Origin of the sequence: Arthrobacter sp. 92 (assembly GCF_050260325.1) — a bacterium.
In the GTDB taxonomy this organism is placed as follows: Bacteria; Actinomycetota; Actinomycetes; order Actinomycetales; family Micrococcaceae; genus Arthrobacter.
The window spans coordinates 3,742,367-3,759,437 of the sequence record NZ_CP189863.1 but is presented as its reverse complement, the minus strand read 5'-3'; the positions used below and the strand labels follow the sequence as shown (position 1 = coordinate 3,759,437).

Annotated in this window: 14 protein-coding genes and 1 pseudogene; 8 read left to right on the top strand and 7 right to left on the bottom strand. The window is 65.1% G+C overall.

The genetic code is table 11. The features are described 5' to 3' along the window. Nucleotides 1-71: 71 nt before the first annotated feature. The gene (locus ACP4XC_RS17400; protein WP_427171836.1) at nt 72-587 is read left to right on the top strand and encodes a MarR family winged helix-turn-helix transcriptional regulator; all 516 of its coding nucleotides are present in this window, start codon (nt 72-74) and stop codon (nt 585-587) included. Between the two features lie 13 nt (nt 588-600). Here ACP4XC_RS17400 and ACP4XC_RS17395 read toward each other — a convergent pair whose 3' ends face one another. The 5 genes from ACP4XC_RS17395 to ACP4XC_RS17375 form a co-directional block, all read right to left on the bottom strand. After that, nucleotides 601-990, bottom strand: a complete 390-nt coding sequence (locus ACP4XC_RS17395) for a hypothetical protein (protein WP_427171834.1) — start codon at nt 988-990, stop codon at nt 601-603. Then, nucleotides 987-2,009: an SDR family oxidoreductase gene (locus ACP4XC_RS17390; RefSeq protein WP_427171832.1), complete on the bottom strand. Its 1,023-nt coding sequence runs from the start codon at nt 2,007-2,009 to the stop codon at nt 987-989. Before ACP4XC_RS17390 ends, ACP4XC_RS17395 begins: the two co-directional genes overlap by 4 nt. A gap of 52 nt (nt 2,010-2,061) precedes the next feature. Beyond that, complete coding sequence (locus tag ACP4XC_RS17385) at nt 2,062-3,840, bottom strand: glycoside hydrolase family 15 protein (protein ID WP_427171830.1); 1,779 nt, start codon at nt 3,838-3,840, stop codon at nt 2,062-2,064. A gap of 253 nt (nt 3,841-4,093) precedes the next feature. Next, nucleotides 4,094-5,929 carry a thiamine pyrophosphate-requiring protein gene (locus tag ACP4XC_RS17380; protein WP_427171828.1) on the bottom strand — a complete coding sequence of 612 codons (1,836 nt, stop codon included), beginning with the start codon at nt 5,927-5,929 and terminating at the stop codon, nt 4,094-4,096. A 113-nt stretch (nt 5,930-6,042) separates the two neighbouring features. After that, nucleotides 6,043-6,261 (bottom strand): hypothetical protein, encoded by a 219-nt coding sequence (locus tag ACP4XC_RS17375; RefSeq protein WP_427171826.1) that lies wholly within the window; start codon nt 6,259-6,261, stop codon nt 6,043-6,045. A 228-nt stretch (nt 6,262-6,489) separates the two neighbouring features. Here ACP4XC_RS17375 and ACP4XC_RS17370 point away from each other — a divergent pair, with 228 nt between their 5' ends. The 3 genes from ACP4XC_RS17370 to ACP4XC_RS17360 all read left to right on the top strand — a co-directional run bounded on the left by ACP4XC_RS17370 (nt 6,490) and on the right by ACP4XC_RS17360 (nt 9,429). Further along, on the top strand, nt 6,490-7,554 hold the full coding sequence (locus ACP4XC_RS17370) for a sodium:calcium antiporter (protein WP_138770395.1): 1,065 nt from the start codon (nt 6,490-6,492) through the stop codon (nt 7,552-7,554). A 121-nt stretch (nt 7,555-7,675) separates the two neighbouring features. Next, nucleotides 7,676-8,284, top strand: a complete 609-nt coding sequence (locus ACP4XC_RS17365) for a hypothetical protein (protein WP_427171824.1) — start codon at nt 7,676-7,678, stop codon at nt 8,282-8,284. A 644-nt stretch (nt 8,285-8,928) separates the two neighbouring features. Beyond that, nucleotides 8,929-9,429, top strand: coding sequence for a hypothetical protein (locus ACP4XC_RS17360; RefSeq protein ID WP_427171822.1), 501 nt, complete (start codon nt 8,929-8,931; stop codon nt 9,427-9,429). Between the two features lie 680 nt (nt 9,430-10,109). Here the strand turns inward: ACP4XC_RS17360 and ACP4XC_RS17355 are convergent. Beyond that, nucleotides 10,110-11,507 (bottom strand): PLP-dependent aminotransferase family protein, encoded by a 1,398-nt coding sequence (locus tag ACP4XC_RS17355; protein WP_427171820.1) that lies wholly within the window; start codon nt 11,505-11,507, stop codon nt 10,110-10,112. Between the two features lie 71 nt (nt 11,508-11,578). Between ACP4XC_RS17355 and ACP4XC_RS17350 the strand changes: the two genes are divergently transcribed. From ACP4XC_RS17350 to ACP4XC_RS17340, 3 genes and pseudogenes are all read left to right on the top strand, one after another. After that, nucleotides 11,579-12,151: a hypothetical protein gene (locus ACP4XC_RS17350; protein ID WP_427171818.1), complete on the top strand. Its 573-nt coding sequence runs from the start codon at nt 11,579-11,581 to the stop codon at nt 12,149-12,151. A 55-nt stretch (nt 12,152-12,206) separates the two neighbouring features. After that, nucleotides 12,207-13,046: an alpha/beta fold hydrolase gene (locus tag ACP4XC_RS17345; protein ID WP_427171816.1), complete on the top strand. Its 840-nt coding sequence runs from the start codon at nt 12,207-12,209 to the stop codon at nt 13,044-13,046. Between the two features lie 105 nt (nt 13,047-13,151). Continuing rightward, a pseudogene (locus ACP4XC_RS17340) lies at nt 13,152-13,355 on the top strand (SRPBCC family protein); the annotation flags it as partial. A gap of 122 nt (nt 13,356-13,477) precedes the next feature. Here ACP4XC_RS17340 and ACP4XC_RS17335 read toward each other — a convergent pair. After that, on the bottom strand, nt 13,478-14,902 hold the full coding sequence (locus ACP4XC_RS17335) for a phenylacetate--CoA ligase family protein (RefSeq protein WP_427171814.1): 1,425 nt from the start codon (nt 14,900-14,902) through the stop codon (nt 13,478-13,480). Between the two features lie 391 nt (nt 14,903-15,293). Here ACP4XC_RS17335 and ACP4XC_RS17330 point away from each other — a divergent pair, with 391 nt between their 5' ends. After that, the gene (locus tag ACP4XC_RS17330) at nt 15,294-17,060 is read left to right on the top strand and encodes an alpha/beta fold hydrolase (protein ID WP_427171812.1); all 1,767 of its coding nucleotides are present in this window, start codon (nt 15,294-15,296) and stop codon (nt 17,058-17,060) included. The last annotated feature ends 11 nt before the right edge of the window (nt 17,061-17,071 follow it).

Below are 17,071 nucleotides of genomic sequence, written 5' to 3'. Positions count from 1 at the left end.
TTTGTCGTCAAGCTGGTTCTGCCACGGCGCAAATATTTCACTTGCGCAACAGATGGTTGGATACTCGTGGTGTGGCACATTCAGAAAATGCAGAACATTCCGCCGCTCCGCGGACGGTGTCCTTGGGTGGCAGCGAGGTGGATTCGGTGGTCCGGGCAGCCAACGTCCTCCTCCGGGTCGCCGCACAGTCAGTGGCAGAGGTAGAAGACGTAGTGACGACGCCGCAACTGCGGGTGCTGGTGCTCATCGCGAACCGCGGCCCGCAAAACCCTGGCGCTGTGGCCGTCGAACTGGGCGTCCATCCATCCAACGCCACACGTACGTGCGACAGGCTCGTCCAGGCCGGGCTGATTGAACGCGGAGAGGATCCGCAGGACCGCCGACTGTCCAAGCTGGTCCTCACCGCCAAAGGCACGAAACTGGTGGAGCAGGTCATGTCACACCGCCGTGAAGCGATAGCAGCGGTCTTGGAACACCTGCCCGAACAGGCCCGGAAATCCCTGGCCGAGGCCATGAACGCGTTCGTGAATGCCTCCGGGGAAACTGAAACCGAAGACGGGCGCTTCGCCCTGGCCCTCCACCGCTGAATCAGGCATAGTTTCACCTCCCCTGGCTGCGGCCCGTGGGCGGGAGCGCTGCGGGCCGGCGCGGCCTGATCCGGTTGCCAAAGGCAAATTCCGTACCCGCGAACAGGCCTGCAACCACAGCGTCTAGAGCGGCGCCCCTGCGGCGCCGACGATCCGTAACCGCCAAGCCCACCATGCTGGCCGAGTGCAACGAATCCACCACACCGGAGCCTAGGTGCAGAGCCCGCGAGGCAGGTGCCGCGCTAATGACCAGCGCCTGCAGGAGGTGCCTGGCGCCAAGAATACGGACCACTGCGCGGACCCGCCGGTCCGGCTGGTGTCCGAGCGCCAGACGGAAGATCATGCTCGGAAAGGCCAGTTGGCACAGTCCGTACGCCGCCCGGGTGGCTTCCATCGCCCTCACCGGCCTGTCCTACCCAGCAGCGCCCCGCCGAATGCCCACAAACCCAACACGGTGGCACCGGCCGCCGCCAGGACGGTGCCGTGGTGGTGGGAGGCCCATAGTTGAGGGCTCCGCGCCGCCGAGCGGGCATCAAACGCCCCGTGAGTTCCGAAATCCCGGTCCTCGTCGGCCGGTTCCCAGAGGTTGACGGGCTGTTCCGGGTCGCGGCTTTGCGGCCTCTGCTGGGAGGCGAATCCTTTCCGGGCCAGGTACCTGTCCAGCAGTCCGGGGGCCACAGCGTTCGCCATCAGGGTGGCTGCGGTGCTTGCCCCCACCCAGTACTCCCGGCGCTGCGGATGGGCGGCGGCAAAGAGTACCCCGCGGGCAGCGACTTCCGGCTGGTAGATCGGCGGAACCGGCTGGGCCTTGTTCGGCAGTCTGGAAAGTACCCAGCTGAACTGTGGCGTGTTGACCGCAGGCATTTGCACCATGGTCGTTTTGACCGGACTCCCGTCGTGCAGCAATTCGCAGCGAAGTGATTCATTGAAGCCCTGGATGGCGTGCTTGGCGCCGCAGTAGGCGGACTGGAGCGGGATGCCCCGGTAGGCCAGCGCCGAGCCGACCTGGACGATGGTGCCCCGGTTGTGTTTCTTCATGCGGTCCAGCGCGATCATTGTTCCGTAGACGTATCCCAGATAGCTGACGTCGGTGACGCGTTTGTATTCCTGCGGCTTGATCTCGGCGAAGGGGGCGAACACGGAAGTGAAGGCAACGTTGACCCAGATGTCAATCGGTCCCAGTTCCTGCTCAATGCGGCTTGCTGCCGCGTCGAGGGCATCATAGTCGGACGTGTCCACCGCGATGGCCAGCGCCCGGCCGCCCGAGCCTTCGACTTCTTTTGCTGCGCCCGCCAGCCCTGCCTCGCCCCGGGCCAGAAGGGCGACGGAGGCGCCGTGTCTGCCAAAGGCGATGGCCGTCGCCCGTCCGATGCCGCCGCTGGCGCCTGTCACAACGATTGTCTTCTCTTTGAAGGTGTTCATGAGTGCTCCTCGTCCTGGCCCGGGCAGGTCGCCCGGAGATGGTTGATGGTGCTCACTGCTCAGAATTCAGACCCCGCCAAGGGGGAGGGGGATCGGCGAGCCGCCGGGATGTTTCGAGCAGGGCTGCGTGAACGAAGGCCTGGGGGAAGTTGCCCCGGAGTTGGCGCTGTTCAATGTCGTACTCCTCCGTGAAGAGTCCCGGTGAGCCGCAGGCTGCACGGTTTCTTTCAAACCAGCGCGCCGCTTCAGTGGTCTCCCCGCTTTGGTGCAGGGCCATGGCCATATCGAAGCCGCACAGCAGGAAGGCGCCCTCGGACTCTTCCAGCGGCCGTCCGTCCTGGCGGAAGCGGTACAGGTACCCGTCGTGGGCAAGATCGTCCCGAATCGCTTTGAGAGTGGCAACGGAGCGGGGATCGTCGGCCGGAAGGGCCCCCCGGATTACCGGGAGAAGCAGGGACGCATCGACCCGGTCGTCGCCGGGTGCCCGTTGCCACCGTCCGCTGGAATGCAGGCAGTCTTTGGCCACATCGGTAAAGAGGGCGTCAGCCTGCGAGGTCCACGTGGCCCCCTGTTGCGGCGGGGCATTGCGGCCGATGGCGCGCAACCCGGCGGCGCAGATGAGGCGGGAGTGGGCCCACCTCCTGTTGTCGAGTTCCCACATGCCCGCGTCAGGTTCCTGCCACCGCGCCATGATGGCGTCCGCGCAGATCTCCGCCGCCTTCCAGTGCTCAAAGTTCAGACGGTCATTCTCCGCAGCGGCGGCGAACAGCAGCAACGACTCCCCGAATGCGTCCAGCTGGAACTGGTTATTGACCCAATTGCCGGCCTTAGCGGACCCCCCGGGGTAGCCGGGCAGCCCAACATCCCATTCATCCGGGACGCGGCCGCCCTCGGTGGTGTAGGCCGGCTTCATTTCCGGCCCGTCCGTGAGCAGCCTGGCGGAAACGAAACCGACCGCGTCATCCAGCAGCGGAAACATCTCGCAGGCCGCCACCGACTGGCCGACAAAACACTGATCCCGGATCCACGCGTAGCGGTAGTCGTAGTTCCTTTTCTGCCCGGCCCGTTCGGGCAGGCCCATGGTCGACGCGGCGACCATGGCTCCTCCCACCCCTGTCATTCCGCGAAGAACGGCGTAGGACTGCCGGCAGTCATCCGGGGATATGGTGTTGTCTAAGCGGGGGACGGCCGAGTGCCACGCATTTTCTGTCGCGCTCCACGCCTGAGCGGCCTGCGCCGGCTCAGCGGGAAGTTCGCGGTTGGAGATTTCCAAAACCAGATCGTGGTGTTCGCCTTCGGCAAGTTCGAGCACCACTTCGAGTCCTCCCGCTCCCGCCTTCGCCCCCGCCGCGCCGCCGAGGCGTATCCTGAGGTCTGCGGAGCTCGCGGTCCATAGACCGTCCTCACAGGAAAGCCTGGTCATCTTGTGCTTGCCGAAGTTCGCTCGGGCGTCCAACGTCACCCGCACGGTTGCCTGGCCCCGCACGGCACGGATCCGGCGCAGCAGCACGGCACGGGTGGGATCCCCGGGGTACGCCAGCGCTTCCCGGCATTCAATAATTCCTGAGCCGGTTACCCACCGGCTCACCCAGATCAGGGTTCCGTCCTCGTACTGTCCGCCCCAGACGTTGTGCGGGTCGGTAGGCGTCACGGCGAACGTTCCGGGACCGCCCAAGAGTCCCGAGAACACCGCGTCGTCCTGCCATTGCGGTGCGCACATCCACACCACGTCCCCGCCGGGGCCTATCAGGGCCGCGCGGGCGCCGTCGGCAACCATCGCGTACTCACGTAAAGCGTGAGGGGGAAAGCCTGGAAACGAATTACTAAGCATGCTACCGAGTCTAAACGCAACAATTGCGAGGCCGCAATGAAATTGCTGGAGAAGTCCTGGGACTCCCGGGAGTGTCCGACGTCGGGCCCCGCGCGGACGCTTGTTGAAGGGCCGCCGGCAGGCCGGGATGCGGACGCGACGGCTCCGGCGGCCCCCGGGTGCTGGCGCACTGGCCGGCCTGAGGAGAGCTGCCACATGCTACCGATGAGTACTTTCGGAACCTATCTTTCCCGTCTCCTCTCCATCGCGGGCCTTAGTGTTGCTTCTCTTCACGGTCCTGGCCAAGGTGGAGCTTTCCTTTGATGCGTTCGATTCCTTCGGCTGCCAGGGCCTTGGCGGAGTCGCGCAGGACCCCGATCTCGTCGGGGTCCTTCTTGAGAAGCGCTTCTGCTGTGTGCTTTGCGAACTCAGTGGTGATGTGAGGAGGAAGGGGTGGGACGTTTTTGCTGGTGTACGCGTCGATGATGGTGACGCCCTGGTGTGCGAAGGCCGCGTCCCAGGCGCCCGCGACCTCGCTGTCGGTTTTGACCCGGATGCCGGTGAAGCCGAGCAGTTCCGCCCACCCGGCATAGTCAATCGACTGGACGTCCTGAGAGGTGGGCCACACGGGATTGGCGTCCTCGGTACGCATTTCCCATGACACCTGTGTCAAGTCGTTGTTGTGCAGAACCAGGATGATCAGCTGCGGGTTCTCCCATTCCTGCAGGTACTTCTTAATCGTGATCAGTTCGTTCATGCCGAGCATCTGGAAGGCACCGTCGCCAATGGTGCAGATAACGGAGCGTTCCGGATAGGCGAACTTTGCCGCTGTGGCGTAAGGCATCGCGGCGAGCATGCTGGCAAGCCGGCCGGAAAGATCGCCAAGCATGCCGCGGCGCAGCCTGATGTGGTGGCCGTACCAGTCCGCCGTGGATCCGGCGTCGGCGGTGACGATGGCCTGCGGGGGAAGGCGCTTGTTCAATTCCTGGTAGACCCGCCTGGGGTTGACGCCGTCTTTGTAGGTCAGCATCGCCTGGGCTTCCATCTCGTTTTCCCACTCGAGCATCTCCTCGGCGACGGTGTTCTGCCAGGAGAGGTCGGTTTTCGCCTCCAGGTGCGGGATGAGTGCGGTGAGGGTCGCCCTCACATCACCCCACAGATTGAGTTCGGTGGGGTAGCGCAATCCCATTTGCTCCGGCTTCAGGTCGACCTGGATCGCCCGTGCCTGTCCGCTCTTCGGGAGGAACTGGCTGTAGGGGTAGTTGGTTCCAAGGAAGACCAGGGTGTCGCACCCGCTCATTTGGTGTGCGCTGGGCAGGGAGCCGAGGAGACCGAGCTGCTGCGAGTGGTGCGGCACGTCGGAGGGGATCACCTGTTTGGCGCGCAGGGCCGTGATCAGGCCGGCGCCGCAAAGGTCGGCGGCTTTCAGCACCTCATCGGTGGCGCCGTTTGCGCCATGGCCGACAATGAACGTGACTTTAGTGCCAGCATTGATGATTCCGGCGGCCTTCACGATCTCACTTGCCGGCGGGACGATTGAGATGGACGGGGAGACGGCACTGGAGCGTGATACCCAGTTCTGGGGAGTGAGATCAGGCATCTTCATTCCCTGCACGTCGTGGGGAATGATGATTACGGCCGGTCCCAGCCGCACCGTGGCTGTACGGAAGGCGGTGTCAACGACAGCCTGTGCCTGTTCGGGCGAGACGATCGTCTGGACATATACAGAGACATCCGCAAAGACGCGTTCGAGATTGTTCTCCTGCTGTGTGAATGTGCCCAGCGAGTTCAGCCCCTGCTGGCCCACGATCGCGACGACCGGCTGGTTGTCCATCTGGGCGTCATAGAGGCCGTTGAGCATGTGGAAGGCGCCCGGGCTGGAAGTGGCAGCGCAGACGCCGACTTCACCGGTGAACTTGGCGTGGGCGGTTGCCATCAGGGAGCAGATCTCCTCGTGCGTGGGGCGCACGTACTTAAGTCCCGCTCCATCGCGCTGGGCCTTCTCCAAGGCACCGTCGAACTCGCCGATCCCGTCGCCGGGGAAAGCGAAGATCCGGCTGACTCCCCATTCCTTGACGCGTTGGACCACAAAATCGCTAACAGTTGCCATGGTTCTTCCTCCTTTTCTTTGTGTTGGGCCGGCCCGCGGCGCACGGCGGGGCAGTGATGGTCATCGGGAGCAGGGGGCCTAGGTGAGGACCACCGGCACGCTGTGGTACTTGTTCAGCTGCCAGCCCGGACGGCGGCAGCGGCGAGGATAAAGCCGGTGAGAGCGGAGGCGGCGCACAATATCCAGAGCCCGACGACGCCACCGCTGGTCTGCCGTACGATGCGGGGTCCCGCGGTGGACGCGACACCTGCCCGAATGAGGGCTGTGCCCGCGCTAGCGACGGCGAATATCCAGCACAGCCACTGGACGATGGCTGTTGAACCCTGGTCCATGAGTTTCCTTTTCTAAAGAGGGTGCCTGCGGACGGCCGGCACGGACTTTCCTTGCATTTACGCTATCATTGCGTAAGCGCAAAGGAAATAAGTTCTGGAGGCCTCCTCGGCCGGCACCTGGGACTCCCTCCGTGCGACGAGGCTACGAAGGCCGCCGGAGGTAACTCCGCGCAGCGCATTGAATGCTCCGTAAGTGGGTCAGCGAGCCCGGATTGGATCGTGGTAGTGATGGGCTCTTTGCCTCTGTGGGTTCTGATCGTTATTTTCGTCAGCGCCTCGGTCGTCATTTGGTTCGCTGGCATCCAGCTCTCCAGGAAGACCGACATTCTGGATAAACGATTCCATCTAGGCTCAGCTTTGGGCGGATTGATCCTTTTGGCCATAGCGACGAATCTTCCCGAACTGGCCATTACGGTCAGCGCCGCCATCTCCGGGGACCTGGAAGTCGCTGTGGGCAATATCCTCGGCGGAATTGCGTTGCAAACGGTAGTTTTGGTGGTGCTGGACGTCTTCGGCGTCAAGGGAAAGCACCCCCTGACCTACAAGGCTGCGTCCCTGACGCTCGTCATCGAGGCCGTGACTGTCGTCGCCGTGCTCGCCGTGGTCATCGCCGGAAGCCAGATGCCATCAGGCGTGGTGTTCGCGCGCCTGACGCCGAGTGCGGTTCTGATCGCAGTCGTGTGGGTTGTGGGTTTGTTACTTGTCCAGCGCGCGCAGAAACACCTTCCCTGGCAGGAGGAGGGCGAGGCCCCGGAAAGCCAATCCGAACCCAGGGGCCACAGCAAGGCACAAAGTCAGCGCGACTCCACGAAAACAAAGGGCACCGGCGCTTCTGTTGCTGTTTTTGCTGTCGCCGCCGTCGCCACCCTGATCGCCGGCGTAGTGCTTGAACAAAGTGGCAGTGCAGCAGCGGACCAGCTCGGTCTCTCCGGTGTGCTCTTCGGCGCCACTGTGCTGGCACTGGCAACGTCCCTGCCGGAAATTTCCACCGGCCTCGCGTCGGTACGCCAGGGTGATTACAAGCTGGCCGTCAGCGACATTTTTGGCGGAAACGCCTTCCTTCCGGTTCTTTTCCTTCTGGCGGTCCTCATCTCCGGCAAAGCGGTCCTGCCGCAGGCCCAGGCCACCGACATCTATCTCACGGCCCTGGCGATCCTGCTCACCGTCGTGTACCTGCTGGGTCTCCTTTTCCGGCCCCAGCGGCGCATAGCGAGGATGGGGGCCGATTCCCTTATTGTGCTGGTGCTCTATGCGCTCGGCGTCGCCGGACTCTTCGTCGTCGCCGGAGGATGAGGCCGGCAGTGGCGGCCCCAGCGGCGAGGCATACGCGACGGGGGTAGCCTGTGGCGTTAGTAGCAGGGACCTTGCCACACCCAGCGAGCGGGATGCGGAGAACCACGATGAAAGGAAGCCCATGAACACTGACCCAAGTAAGTCCGGCGCCGTGAATGCTGAGCCACTCAAAGGGGATCCTGCCGGGCAGGACCCCACCGGTCAGGTCCCCGCTGCGGACGTGAAGCTGCAGCTTCAACTTGCGATCTTCGAGGCAAGCAAGGACTCAAAAGGCAAAAGCCTCGCCGAGATCCTTGAGAAGCTGCGGTCCGCTTTCGCCGCCCGCGGCGTCGCGGAACCCCCGGCCACGTGGTTGGAGTCCGTCGCCTCTTCAGCGTTCTACGGTGAGCCCTACCTCATTGATTTCCCCACTGCGATCGCGGCAGACTCCGCCGTGCCCGCTCCCAATCAAGAAGTCCGGAACCGCCTCGCGGGCCGCCGCGAGCTGCGGGCGGAAAAGCTTCCGCCCGGAATCTTCCCCTCTAGGGACGACTGGGACGTGCCCATCATCGAATCTCCCGAGGCTGTGAACCCGGCCGTCATTTCCCGGCGGGCGACGAGAATCGCTGCGGGCCTGGTTTTCGTAGGAGTCGTGGTTGCGGCCATAGTCCTGGTCATTCAGTCTGCCCGGACATCCAACTGGCGTCGGACGACCCTGCGGGCCAAACCCCGCGGAGGGGAAGTCGGCTAAGGCGGTAAGCTCAGTGGCCCACTGGCTCCCAGCCGCTCTCCAGTTGGATGAAAGGTTACTCTGTGCCGGAACGTGGTCGAATTTAGGTTTAATGTGTAGGTCCTGAGCTTCTGAGACCTTCAGCGATAGCCGCTAAGAACACGTGTTCTTAGCGGCTACGCGCTTTTACGGCCGCCCCTCCTGGTCGAAATGATGCCGCCAGCTTTTGCGGCGCAAGGAATGATTGGCCAATGTTCGAGTGCCAGAATCATGTGCCGGACGGCTGGAACCCGACGCCGGAAACATCGTCGGGGCGAGCCGAGCCGCCGTCGGACATGCCGCGCCCAAGGCTACTCTCGAGTGGCATACCAGCGGAACCCACCGAACGGGCATCGGAACTACGAGGATCACGCCATCGCTCCCTCTTGCCTCGTTGGTCCGTATCGAGCTGTTTGAGCGTCGCCACCAAGGTCGGGGGGCATAGCCCGTTTTCGATAGAAAGACGCAGTTTGGCGCTGCCTTAAGTCGCTCTGGCGATGTGCGGAGTATGACCTGCGGGGGCTGGCCCGTGGTTAGATGAGCGCATGCGAAGACTTTGGGGGATTTTGGCCGTGTCTGTGCTGGCGGTGACAGGGTGTAGGGCGGCTACCGCTGCCGATGCGAAGGTGAGTCCGTCGGCCTCGGCCACCACGGCAACACCTTCTGCCGCAGTTGCGAGCGGTGAGTCCACGTGCAAGGACGCGGCGGGCGACTCAAAGTCCAAAGCTGTTGACATCGACCAAGTTCGGCTACTTAGCGACGGCAAGCTGATGTTCGTAGTCTTCAACACGGTTGCCAACGTTCCGACGACTGGCACCGTTCTTTACTCCGTGACCGCTTGGAGTTCAGACGGCAAGAAAGGCTACGAAATCGGAGCGAAGTTCCGGGACGGCCAAGAGATCGCCAACTTCGTTTACAACCTCGGGACGAACCAGCAGGAGAACATCACCAACGGAGCCGTGGCCGCAGACAAGCAGGTCAGCGCCCGTTACCCTCTCGCTGCGCTCACCGGTCTCGGCGATAAGTTCGGGTGGTCTGGGACCGTGACCGTGGACGGCGCGGACGTCGGCGCGGATGTGGATCGCTGCCCCGGCGGCGAAGCCAAGACCCGGTTCCCGGACGCCTAAGCCCGCGAAGGAGTACGCCAGCGCTCCCAGTAGGGCGGCCGAGTAGCGGGTAGGCTTGACGCGGCCCACAGCCGTGGGGCGGCGGTATTCCCCCGCGTGGTTTGCGACCATGACGCCGATTTCCCCGAACGTCGCGGCCTGCCTCTAGGCAGTCGATGCAGTCGATGCCCTTGGGAGCCTTGGGAGCCCCGGTAGCCGTAGCGGTAGTAATAGGAATTGTGACCGCGGCTCATCGCCGATGCGACGACCACAGGCCCGTCGGCCTTGTTGTATGCAACGAGGGGTTCTGTAGGTTTTCAGCCCCGCGGGTAGACGGATCTCGATCATGCGCACAGTATGGACCGCACGGCAGACAAAGTGCCCGATGCCGACAGATGATTTCAAGCAAGAGACGAGCCGAATAAGGACTCATAATCGCATATCCATTTTTCTGGATTCCGGGATAGACCGTCCGACGTTGCTGTGGTCTCGGACCGGCAGCTCCTGCGGTGGCTCAGCAACCTCCCGAACGTACTCATCTGGCAGACTGCGGCGATTACAGCTGCAGCCGTGCGCCCCGGAACGTGGCATCGGAGTCCGCCGGCCGTGGTGGACCCCGCGTTCCTGCAGCACGAATTCGCCGAGCTGCGGCCCTTCACGCGCGCCTCACCTGGCCGCGGCCTCGTTCCCCGGCGAACGTCTCAATTCAGGAGGTCAGCAATGGCGGCTATTCCGGTCCGGATCGACGCTTCGCGGAGGTCGCCGAAGCCGAACACGATCCCGGGCGGGCCGCTGAGTGGATCGGACCTGTAACGGGCGAGGCCCTGCAGGCCGACGGAGCGCTCCGCGGCCGCCGCTATGACCGCCCCCTCATCGGTGCCCGGCGGGAGTCCTGCCACGGCATGGAAGCCGGCGGCCAGCCCGGTGAGCGGCGTTCCGGGTGAGTGAGCCGCCAGCGCCTCGACCAGCGCGGCACGCCGGCCGGCGTAGACTCCGCGCATGCGCCGCAGATGGCGGTCAAACCTTCCCGACGCCATCAGGCGCGCGAGAACCAACTGATCGAGTCCGGGCGACCCGCGGTCCGCCCGGTATTTTTCCTCGGCCATTTCCGCGGCCAGAGCCCCTGGTGCGACAACCCAGCCGAGCCGCAGTGCCGGTGCCAGGGACTTGCTCACCGAACCGATGCTGACCACCCGATCCGCCGAGAGCCCTTGGAGCGATCCGACAGGCTTCTTGTCGTACCGGAATTCGGAGTCGTAGTCGTCCTCAATGACAATCCCTTCGCAGTCCTTCGCCCATGTCAGCAGTGCCTGCCGTCGCGAAGGCGCCAGGACAACACCGGTCGGAGTCTGGTGCGCGGGGGTGACAATCACTGCCGAGGCGGCTGTCGCGGCGAGGTCATCGACTACCAGCCCATCGACGTCGACCGGCACGAACACCGGTTCAAGGCCTGCACGCCTGATCAGCTCCGCCATCTCCAGATGTCCGGGGTCCTCGACGGCGACGCGACGCATCCCGCGCCGGGCCAGCACGGCGAGCGTCAGGCTCAGGCCCTGCGTGAATCCACTGCAGACCACGACGTTGGCTGCTCCGGCTGCGCTTCCCCGCACGCGCCGGACGTAGGATGCAACGACGTCGCGCAGCTGGACGAGCCCCCGGGGGTCCGCATAGCCCATGTCGGCGGCCGATGCCGACCGGGCCACCTCGCCGCAGGCCCACATCCAGTCCCGCATGGGGAAACTGCGGAGGTCGGGCCTGCCCGGGGAAAAGTCGTAGGTCATGGCGGCCGCCGTCGGCGTCGCTCCAGCCTCGACGTCAGACGATTGCGGGGTAAACGCGACGCGGGTCGCCGAACCTCCGCGGGCCAGAAGGTATCCCTCGGCTTCCAGTTGCTCATAACTGGACTGGACGAGGCCCCGGGAGACGCCCAATTCCTTGGACATGCTCCGGCTTGAGGGCAGCCGTTCCCCGGGACTGAGGCGCCCTGACCGGACTGCGGACCGGAGTGCCTCCTGCAGCTGGTCTCCGAGCGTCCCCCGCTTGTCGCGGTCAAGTCCCAACAGGAACGACGGCGTCGAACCGGACCAATCAACTGCCATGAAATCGGACCTTACACCTGGGCCACCCTGCGGCCTAGCCTTTCAGCAGGCCACCTGGAAAGGAACTCAAAATGAAACCAGCTACACGGCACGGCAACGCCCGCCGGGCGGCGCCCAGACCCGGCCTGAAAGATCTTTACGCCGCTATCAGGGCGGACACGCGTTCCCCGCGCGACTGGGAGTGCCTGGCCGAAACGGTCGCCGCGGCAGTGCGGCCGGTTCTACCCTCCGCGAGGCAGGTATTGCTGGCAGTACCCGCCGCAGCGCGGCACGGCGCCGATCGCGGGCAGGTACTCCATGTGGAACCGGACGGTTCCTTCTCCGTTGTCGCACTGATCACACGCCCGGGGTATGCGACGAGCATCCACGATCACACGTCCTGGTGCGTTGTGGGGGTGGTGGCGGGACAGGAGTGCGAAGAGAGATTTCGCGTGGCCGGGGCCGGCGGGTTCCTCGAACTGACCGGAACCCGGACCGACGACACCGGCGCGGTCGCGGGGTTCGCCCCGCCAGGTGACATCCATCGTGTGAGGAATTCGGGTGTTGGGCTGGGCATATCGCTCCACATTTACGGCACGGACATCAACCGCATCGGCAACAGCATCCGGCGCACTTACGACCTTCCCGTCCGGTCCGCCAGGTGAGCGCGTCGCGGCACATCCCCACGGCTAGCGCCAGGTACCCATTGGAGGCATCCCCTTGATCACAACCATTTCCGCTGACGGCACCGAAGTTCGCGCTCTTGATTCAGGCCAGGGACCGACCATCCTGGTAGTCCATCCGGGAATGGACGACGGCAGTTCCTGGCAGAAAGTTACGGCCGTCCTTGCGAGAGAGTTCCGGGTCTTGACCGTGCTGCGACGGCAGTACCGGCGGGACATCACCAAAAGTGCCCCGGCATCGATTGCCGATGAGGTCGCCGATATCAAAGCCCTCGTCGAAAGCGTGGGCAAACCCATGCTCGTGGTGGGGCACTCGTCCGGGGCCGTGGTTGCACTCGAAGCTCTAGCGGCGCTCCCGACGTCGTTCATTGGAGGCGTCCTTTACGAGCCACCGCTGAGGATCGATGGCCCGGTCGGCGGTGCCGCGCTGCTCAGCGCCCAGGCTGCCATCGCCGCCGGCAAACCCGGGAAGGCCATGCAGATTTTCACCCGTGACATGGTGGGGCTCCCGGAATGGCAGGCCGGACTAGTCCGCATGTTTGTTGGGGCCAGTCCCAAGATGCGCCGCCTGGCGCCCCGGCAGATGGACGACAACACCGCGCTGGAACAGCTCGGACTCCGCCTTGACCTATATGAACAGATCCAGGCTCCCGTTCTCCTGGTCGGTGGGAACAAGAGCCCCGCCCATCTGCGCCGGAGGCTTGACGTCCTTGCCCGGACGCTGCCCCGTGCCGAGAGGCATGTGCTGCGCGGGCAGGGCCACTCCGCGAACCGGAGGGCAGCCGAGCCGCTTGCCCGCGTCATCGCAGAGTTTCACGCCGCGACAATCCAGACGGGTCCCGGGAGCGGCGCTTCCAGTCGGGGGACCACGTCATGAGTTCCGCCGGGACGCGCTTGAGAGGGACTCCGCCTGTTCCTGAGGCAGGTTGCCAGATGACGGGGAGTTCCTTGAATCCGTAGATGATGGTGCTGCCCGCGGTGCGTGACGACGGATGTCGACATCAAGCCAGAAGGTGTCGGCACTTCGGGCCGCCTGCACACGCATCTCCTGGGCTTCCGCCTGGTGGGCGGTGTCGAGTACACCGAGGTCGTCCCCGGTCAGCGCATCGTCGCGCAGGTCCACTTCTTTGCGGAGAAGCCGACATGGAGGTTCACGTTCGAACCCGCCGACGGCGGCACCAAGGTGACCGCGGAAGCCGAGTGGGACGTGAAGGTCCCGGTCGTGGGCGAGCCCATCGAGAGAAACGGTTTGTCTGGGCCATATCCTCGCCGGTCGGTGAGTTCCCGCGCGGGCGTGGCATGCGCCGGTCACGACGACGCGGGTGTCGGCTGCAGGGGGATAACGGTGCGGTACTTGCCTCCGGTGGTCTGCTCCGGGGGTTCGGAGGCCGGCTCCATGGTCACGTGGGCCAGGTCCAGGTCATTGAGTAAGGCGGCGATCCCCTCCCGTACTGCCGCACGGACTCGTTCGGTGTCTGCGTCCGCGTTCGGGCGCACCCGGACCGACAGGCTTGTGGGGGCAGTCTGCACGATCTGGAACAGTTCCACCCCTGGGATACGGTCGACGATGGTTCCCAGCGCCAGGGGCGGGACCGTCACCACACCGCGGCCGTCGGCGGCAGGGAAGATGAGCACGTCCGAGGCGCGTCCCTGCACCCGGATCGCTGGCGCAGGATCCCCGCACGGACAAGGATCGGGCCTGACAAGGATGCGGTCGCCGATGTCGTAGCGGATGATCGGCTGGACGCGGTTGGCCAGGTTCGTGATCAGTACTGTGTGCGAAACTGTTCCGGGCGGCACGGGACGTTGGTCGGCGTCGACCGGTTCGACGATCACCCAGTCATCAAGCAGGTGCAGCCAGCCCTGGCCGCAGCCGTAGGCGCAGTAGCCGGACTCAGTGCAGCCGTAGACCTCCCGGACGACAGCCCCGAAGACGCGTTCCAAGCGGCCGCGCTCTGCCGGCGGCATCCCCTCGGCGGTGCTGACTACCAGCACCGGGTGCACGTGCAGCCGCCCTGCATGTTGCTCGGAGGCCAGCAGGCGCAGCACACTGGCGTAGCCGCCAAGCATGGCCGGGTCGAAGCCGTTGAGCTGGGCCACCAGCTGGGACATCGGGGAGTGAACGGAGAATATTCTCACGTTGCGGTGGCGCCTTGGTTTCTCCTGTTTCTCCCGGGTGCCAGCGGCCACGGACAGGAAGTGCCCTCCGGTGGCGATCACCTCGGCGGACCTCGCCCCGCGGCGCATGAGTCGCACCAAACCCCGCCAAGACAACCACTTTGCGGTGAGTATACCCATCAGGCCAGAGGCCACGGCCCAGTACCGGTCGTCGAGCACGAAGATGCCGCGGGTGCCGGTGGTGCCGGCGGTGGTGGCCACCAAGTACTTCCCGGCGAAGCGGTGCCCGATCCGGGCTGGATCCGCCACGAACTCCTGGACCCCCGCGAGGGTCACCGCCGAATCCGTGGCGACCTCGTCGAAGTGGGCCATCAGCTCGCCCTTGTTTGTCACCGGCAACGCAGTGACGTCCTCGACATGCTCGGGCAGCCTCTGGTACCGGTCCCGGTAATAAGCCGAGTGTTGCCGGGCGTACGCTACCAACTCAGCCAAGCGCGCCCGCTGCCGGTTCCGGATGGCCGCCGGACCCTGCCGGTGGGCCCGGTAGGCGTCCCACCACACCCAGGCCGTGATGCTTTCCCGGCCATCGTGCGTCGCCCTGCGTCGCGTCTCCATGGCACGACTCTAGAATTCATCGTCATCCCAGGACAGGGCCATTAGTCGGGTGACGACGCGATGTTGGGGGCTGGATCCCGGGCCCGCGCAGGTACTGGGAACGTCGACTATTGCCTAAAACGCCCCGGACCAAGGCACGTTCGCCGAAACTTGCTTGGGCTCGCCTACCGGGCGCGCAATAGGTCGCTCAACGAAAGTGGGGCTGTCCCGCAGACTGAAACTGGGCGCGAATACCCCCAGCACCGACGACGTTTCCCTCCCTAGGAGGCCGCGGAAAGGGCTTGAGGCTTAAGTTCCCTACGCACGGGGGTGCACCGTCGCTTGCAGGGCCCTGAAGCATCGGCGTAGTGTCCGGGCTGTGAGGCTCTAAGGCGATCCGGCGGGAGGATCCATGAACGGATATGCCGAGTTGCGGGCGTTCCGGGCCACGCACCCGTTCCGTTCGCTGACGGTGGACGGCGTCGAATGGAAGTACATCGCGGGACCGGAACCAGCGCCTGCCCCGGCTGAAGCTGCAAAGCCTGCACTCATCGTTCTGGGCGGCGGCTTTTCCTTTGGCGACTCCGCGTTCCGCACAGTCAGCACGTTCGAGCCTCGATTCCGGGTGCTGGCACCTTCATATCCGGCCGTGCGGACCATGGCCGAACTCTTGGCCGGCATCGCAGCCCTTCTCGATGCCGAGGGCATCCAGTCCGCGAGCGTTATCGGCCACTCCCTCGGAGCCGGCGTCGCGCATGCGTTTGCCCGGCGTTATCCGCACCGCGTGGACAAGCTGGTCCTTTCCGGATTCGGCCTCTATACCAGGGCACACACGCGGTTGGTCACCGAGTTTGTGGCCCTATTCTCGGTCCTGCCGAAGGCCGCCCTCGCGGCCTTTTACCGCCCCCGGATCAGGCGCCTTCTCGCGGCGGCGGAAGACGATGAGCGTGCATTTCTCAGCGCCTACAGCGAGGACCTCTTCGCAGCACACAGCAAGGCGTCGGCCCTGGCGCGCTTGGCCGTGCTCCTGGATCTGGCTGCGCATCCGGCCCGTTATGCTGCCACGTCAGCCTTCGACCGGCCGGACGACGTGCTGATCATCGCCGCTTCCGATGACCGCGGCTTCACATCCCGGGAACGCGAAACCCTACTGGCCGCCTACCCCGGCGCCCGCGTGCACGTTTTCGCGCAGGGCGGCCACTGGGCGGCTGTCACCCACCCGGCGGAGTACGACGACGTCGTCCGCCGCTTCCTCGAAGGTGGCCGCCAAGGCGCGGGGACGAGCAAAATCCCGGCATTGCCATTGCGCAGCACCGAGCCCCGAGGCAGCGGGGCAATACGGGCCCATGCCGGGGATCTGGAGGCCCAGCTCGCCGCGTTCCGCGCCGGCCATCCGTACCGCGAGCTCGATGTGGGCGGCGTGCGCTGGCGGTACCTCTCCCGCGGCTCGGGGGAGAAAGTTGTGCTTCTGCCCTCCGGAGGGACGAGGGTGCCGGATCTGTACCTGTTGCTGATTGAAGCGCTGGAAGGGGACTTCCGGGTGATCGCCCCGGCGTATCCCGCCGGCGCGGGCATTATCGGGCTGGCGGACGGCCTGGCTGCCATCCTCGAGGCCGAGGGCGTCCGCCAGGCGGATGTGCTGGGTTCCTCGTTCGGCGGATTCGTGGCTCAGGTATTCGTCCGGCGGCATCCCGAACGCGTGCGGCGCCTGGTGCTGGCCAACACCGGTGGCCCGGCCGCGGCCCCGTTGCCCGTGCTGCAGCTCCTCGTCCGCTTACTTGCCCTCCTTCCGGAAAGTGCCGTGCGTTTCCTGACAGGGTGGAACTGGCGCCGCTGGTTTGCTCCAGGCTCGCAGGACACAGCAGAGTTTTGGAAGACGCTGCTGTCGGACATCCTGACGCGATTGGGAAAAGACGACCTGCTGTCCGGACTCTGGGAAATGAACGAATTCGCGCATCTGCCGCCCCTGTCCGTGCCGGGGCCCGCCACCCCGCCGGTGCCTGTGCTGCTCATCGAATCGGAACTCGACGAAGTGTTTTCACCGCAGGCGCGAGCTGCCCTCCGGGCGCTGTATCCAGGGGCCGAGGTCCGTATTTTCGCGGGCGCGGGCCACGGGGCGATGGCAACGCGGACCACCGAATACGTCGAGGCGGTGCGCGAGTTCCTTCGCGGGCCCTGACCGTAGTGATC

Bases quoted from the DNA above. Each gene is read 5' to 3' on its own strand.
- ACP4XC_RS17350 (WP_427171818.1), top strand. From the start codon at position 11,579: ATGAAACCAGCTACACGGCACGGCAACGCCCGCCGGGCGGCGCCCAGA.
- ACP4XC_RS17355 (WP_427171820.1), bottom strand. From the start codon at position 11,507: ATGGCAGTTGATTGGTCCGGTTCGACGCCGTCGTTCCTGTTGGGACTT.
- ACP4XC_RS17375 (WP_427171826.1), bottom strand. From the start codon at position 6,261: ATGGACCAGGGTTCAACAGCCATCGTCCAGTGGCTGTGCTGGATATTC.
- ACP4XC_RS17365 (WP_427171824.1), top strand. From the start codon at position 7,676: ATGAACACTGACCCAAGTAAGTCCGGCGCCGTGAATGCTGAGCCACTC.
- ACP4XC_RS17380 (WP_427171828.1), bottom strand. From the start codon at position 5,929: ATGGCAACTGTTAGCGATTTTGTGGTCCAACGCGTCAAGGAATGGGGA.
- ACP4XC_RS17385 (WP_427171830.1), bottom strand. From the start codon at position 3,840: ATGCTTAGTAATTCGTTTCCAGGCTTTCCCCCTCACGCTTTACGTGAG.
- ACP4XC_RS17330 (WP_427171812.1), top strand. From the start codon at position 15,294: ATGAACGGATATGCCGAGTTGCGGGCGTTCCGGGCCACGCACCCGTTC.
- ACP4XC_RS17390 (WP_427171832.1), bottom strand. From the start codon at position 2,009: ATGAACACCTTCAAAGAGAAGACAATCGTTGTGACAGGCGCCAGCGGC.
- ACP4XC_RS17335 (WP_427171814.1), bottom strand. From the start codon at position 14,902: ATGGAGACGCGACGCAGGGCGACGCACGATGGCCGGGAAAGCATCACG.
- ACP4XC_RS17370 (WP_138770395.1), top strand. From the start codon at position 6,490: ATGGGCTCTTTGCCTCTGTGGGTTCTGATCGTTATTTTCGTCAGCGCC.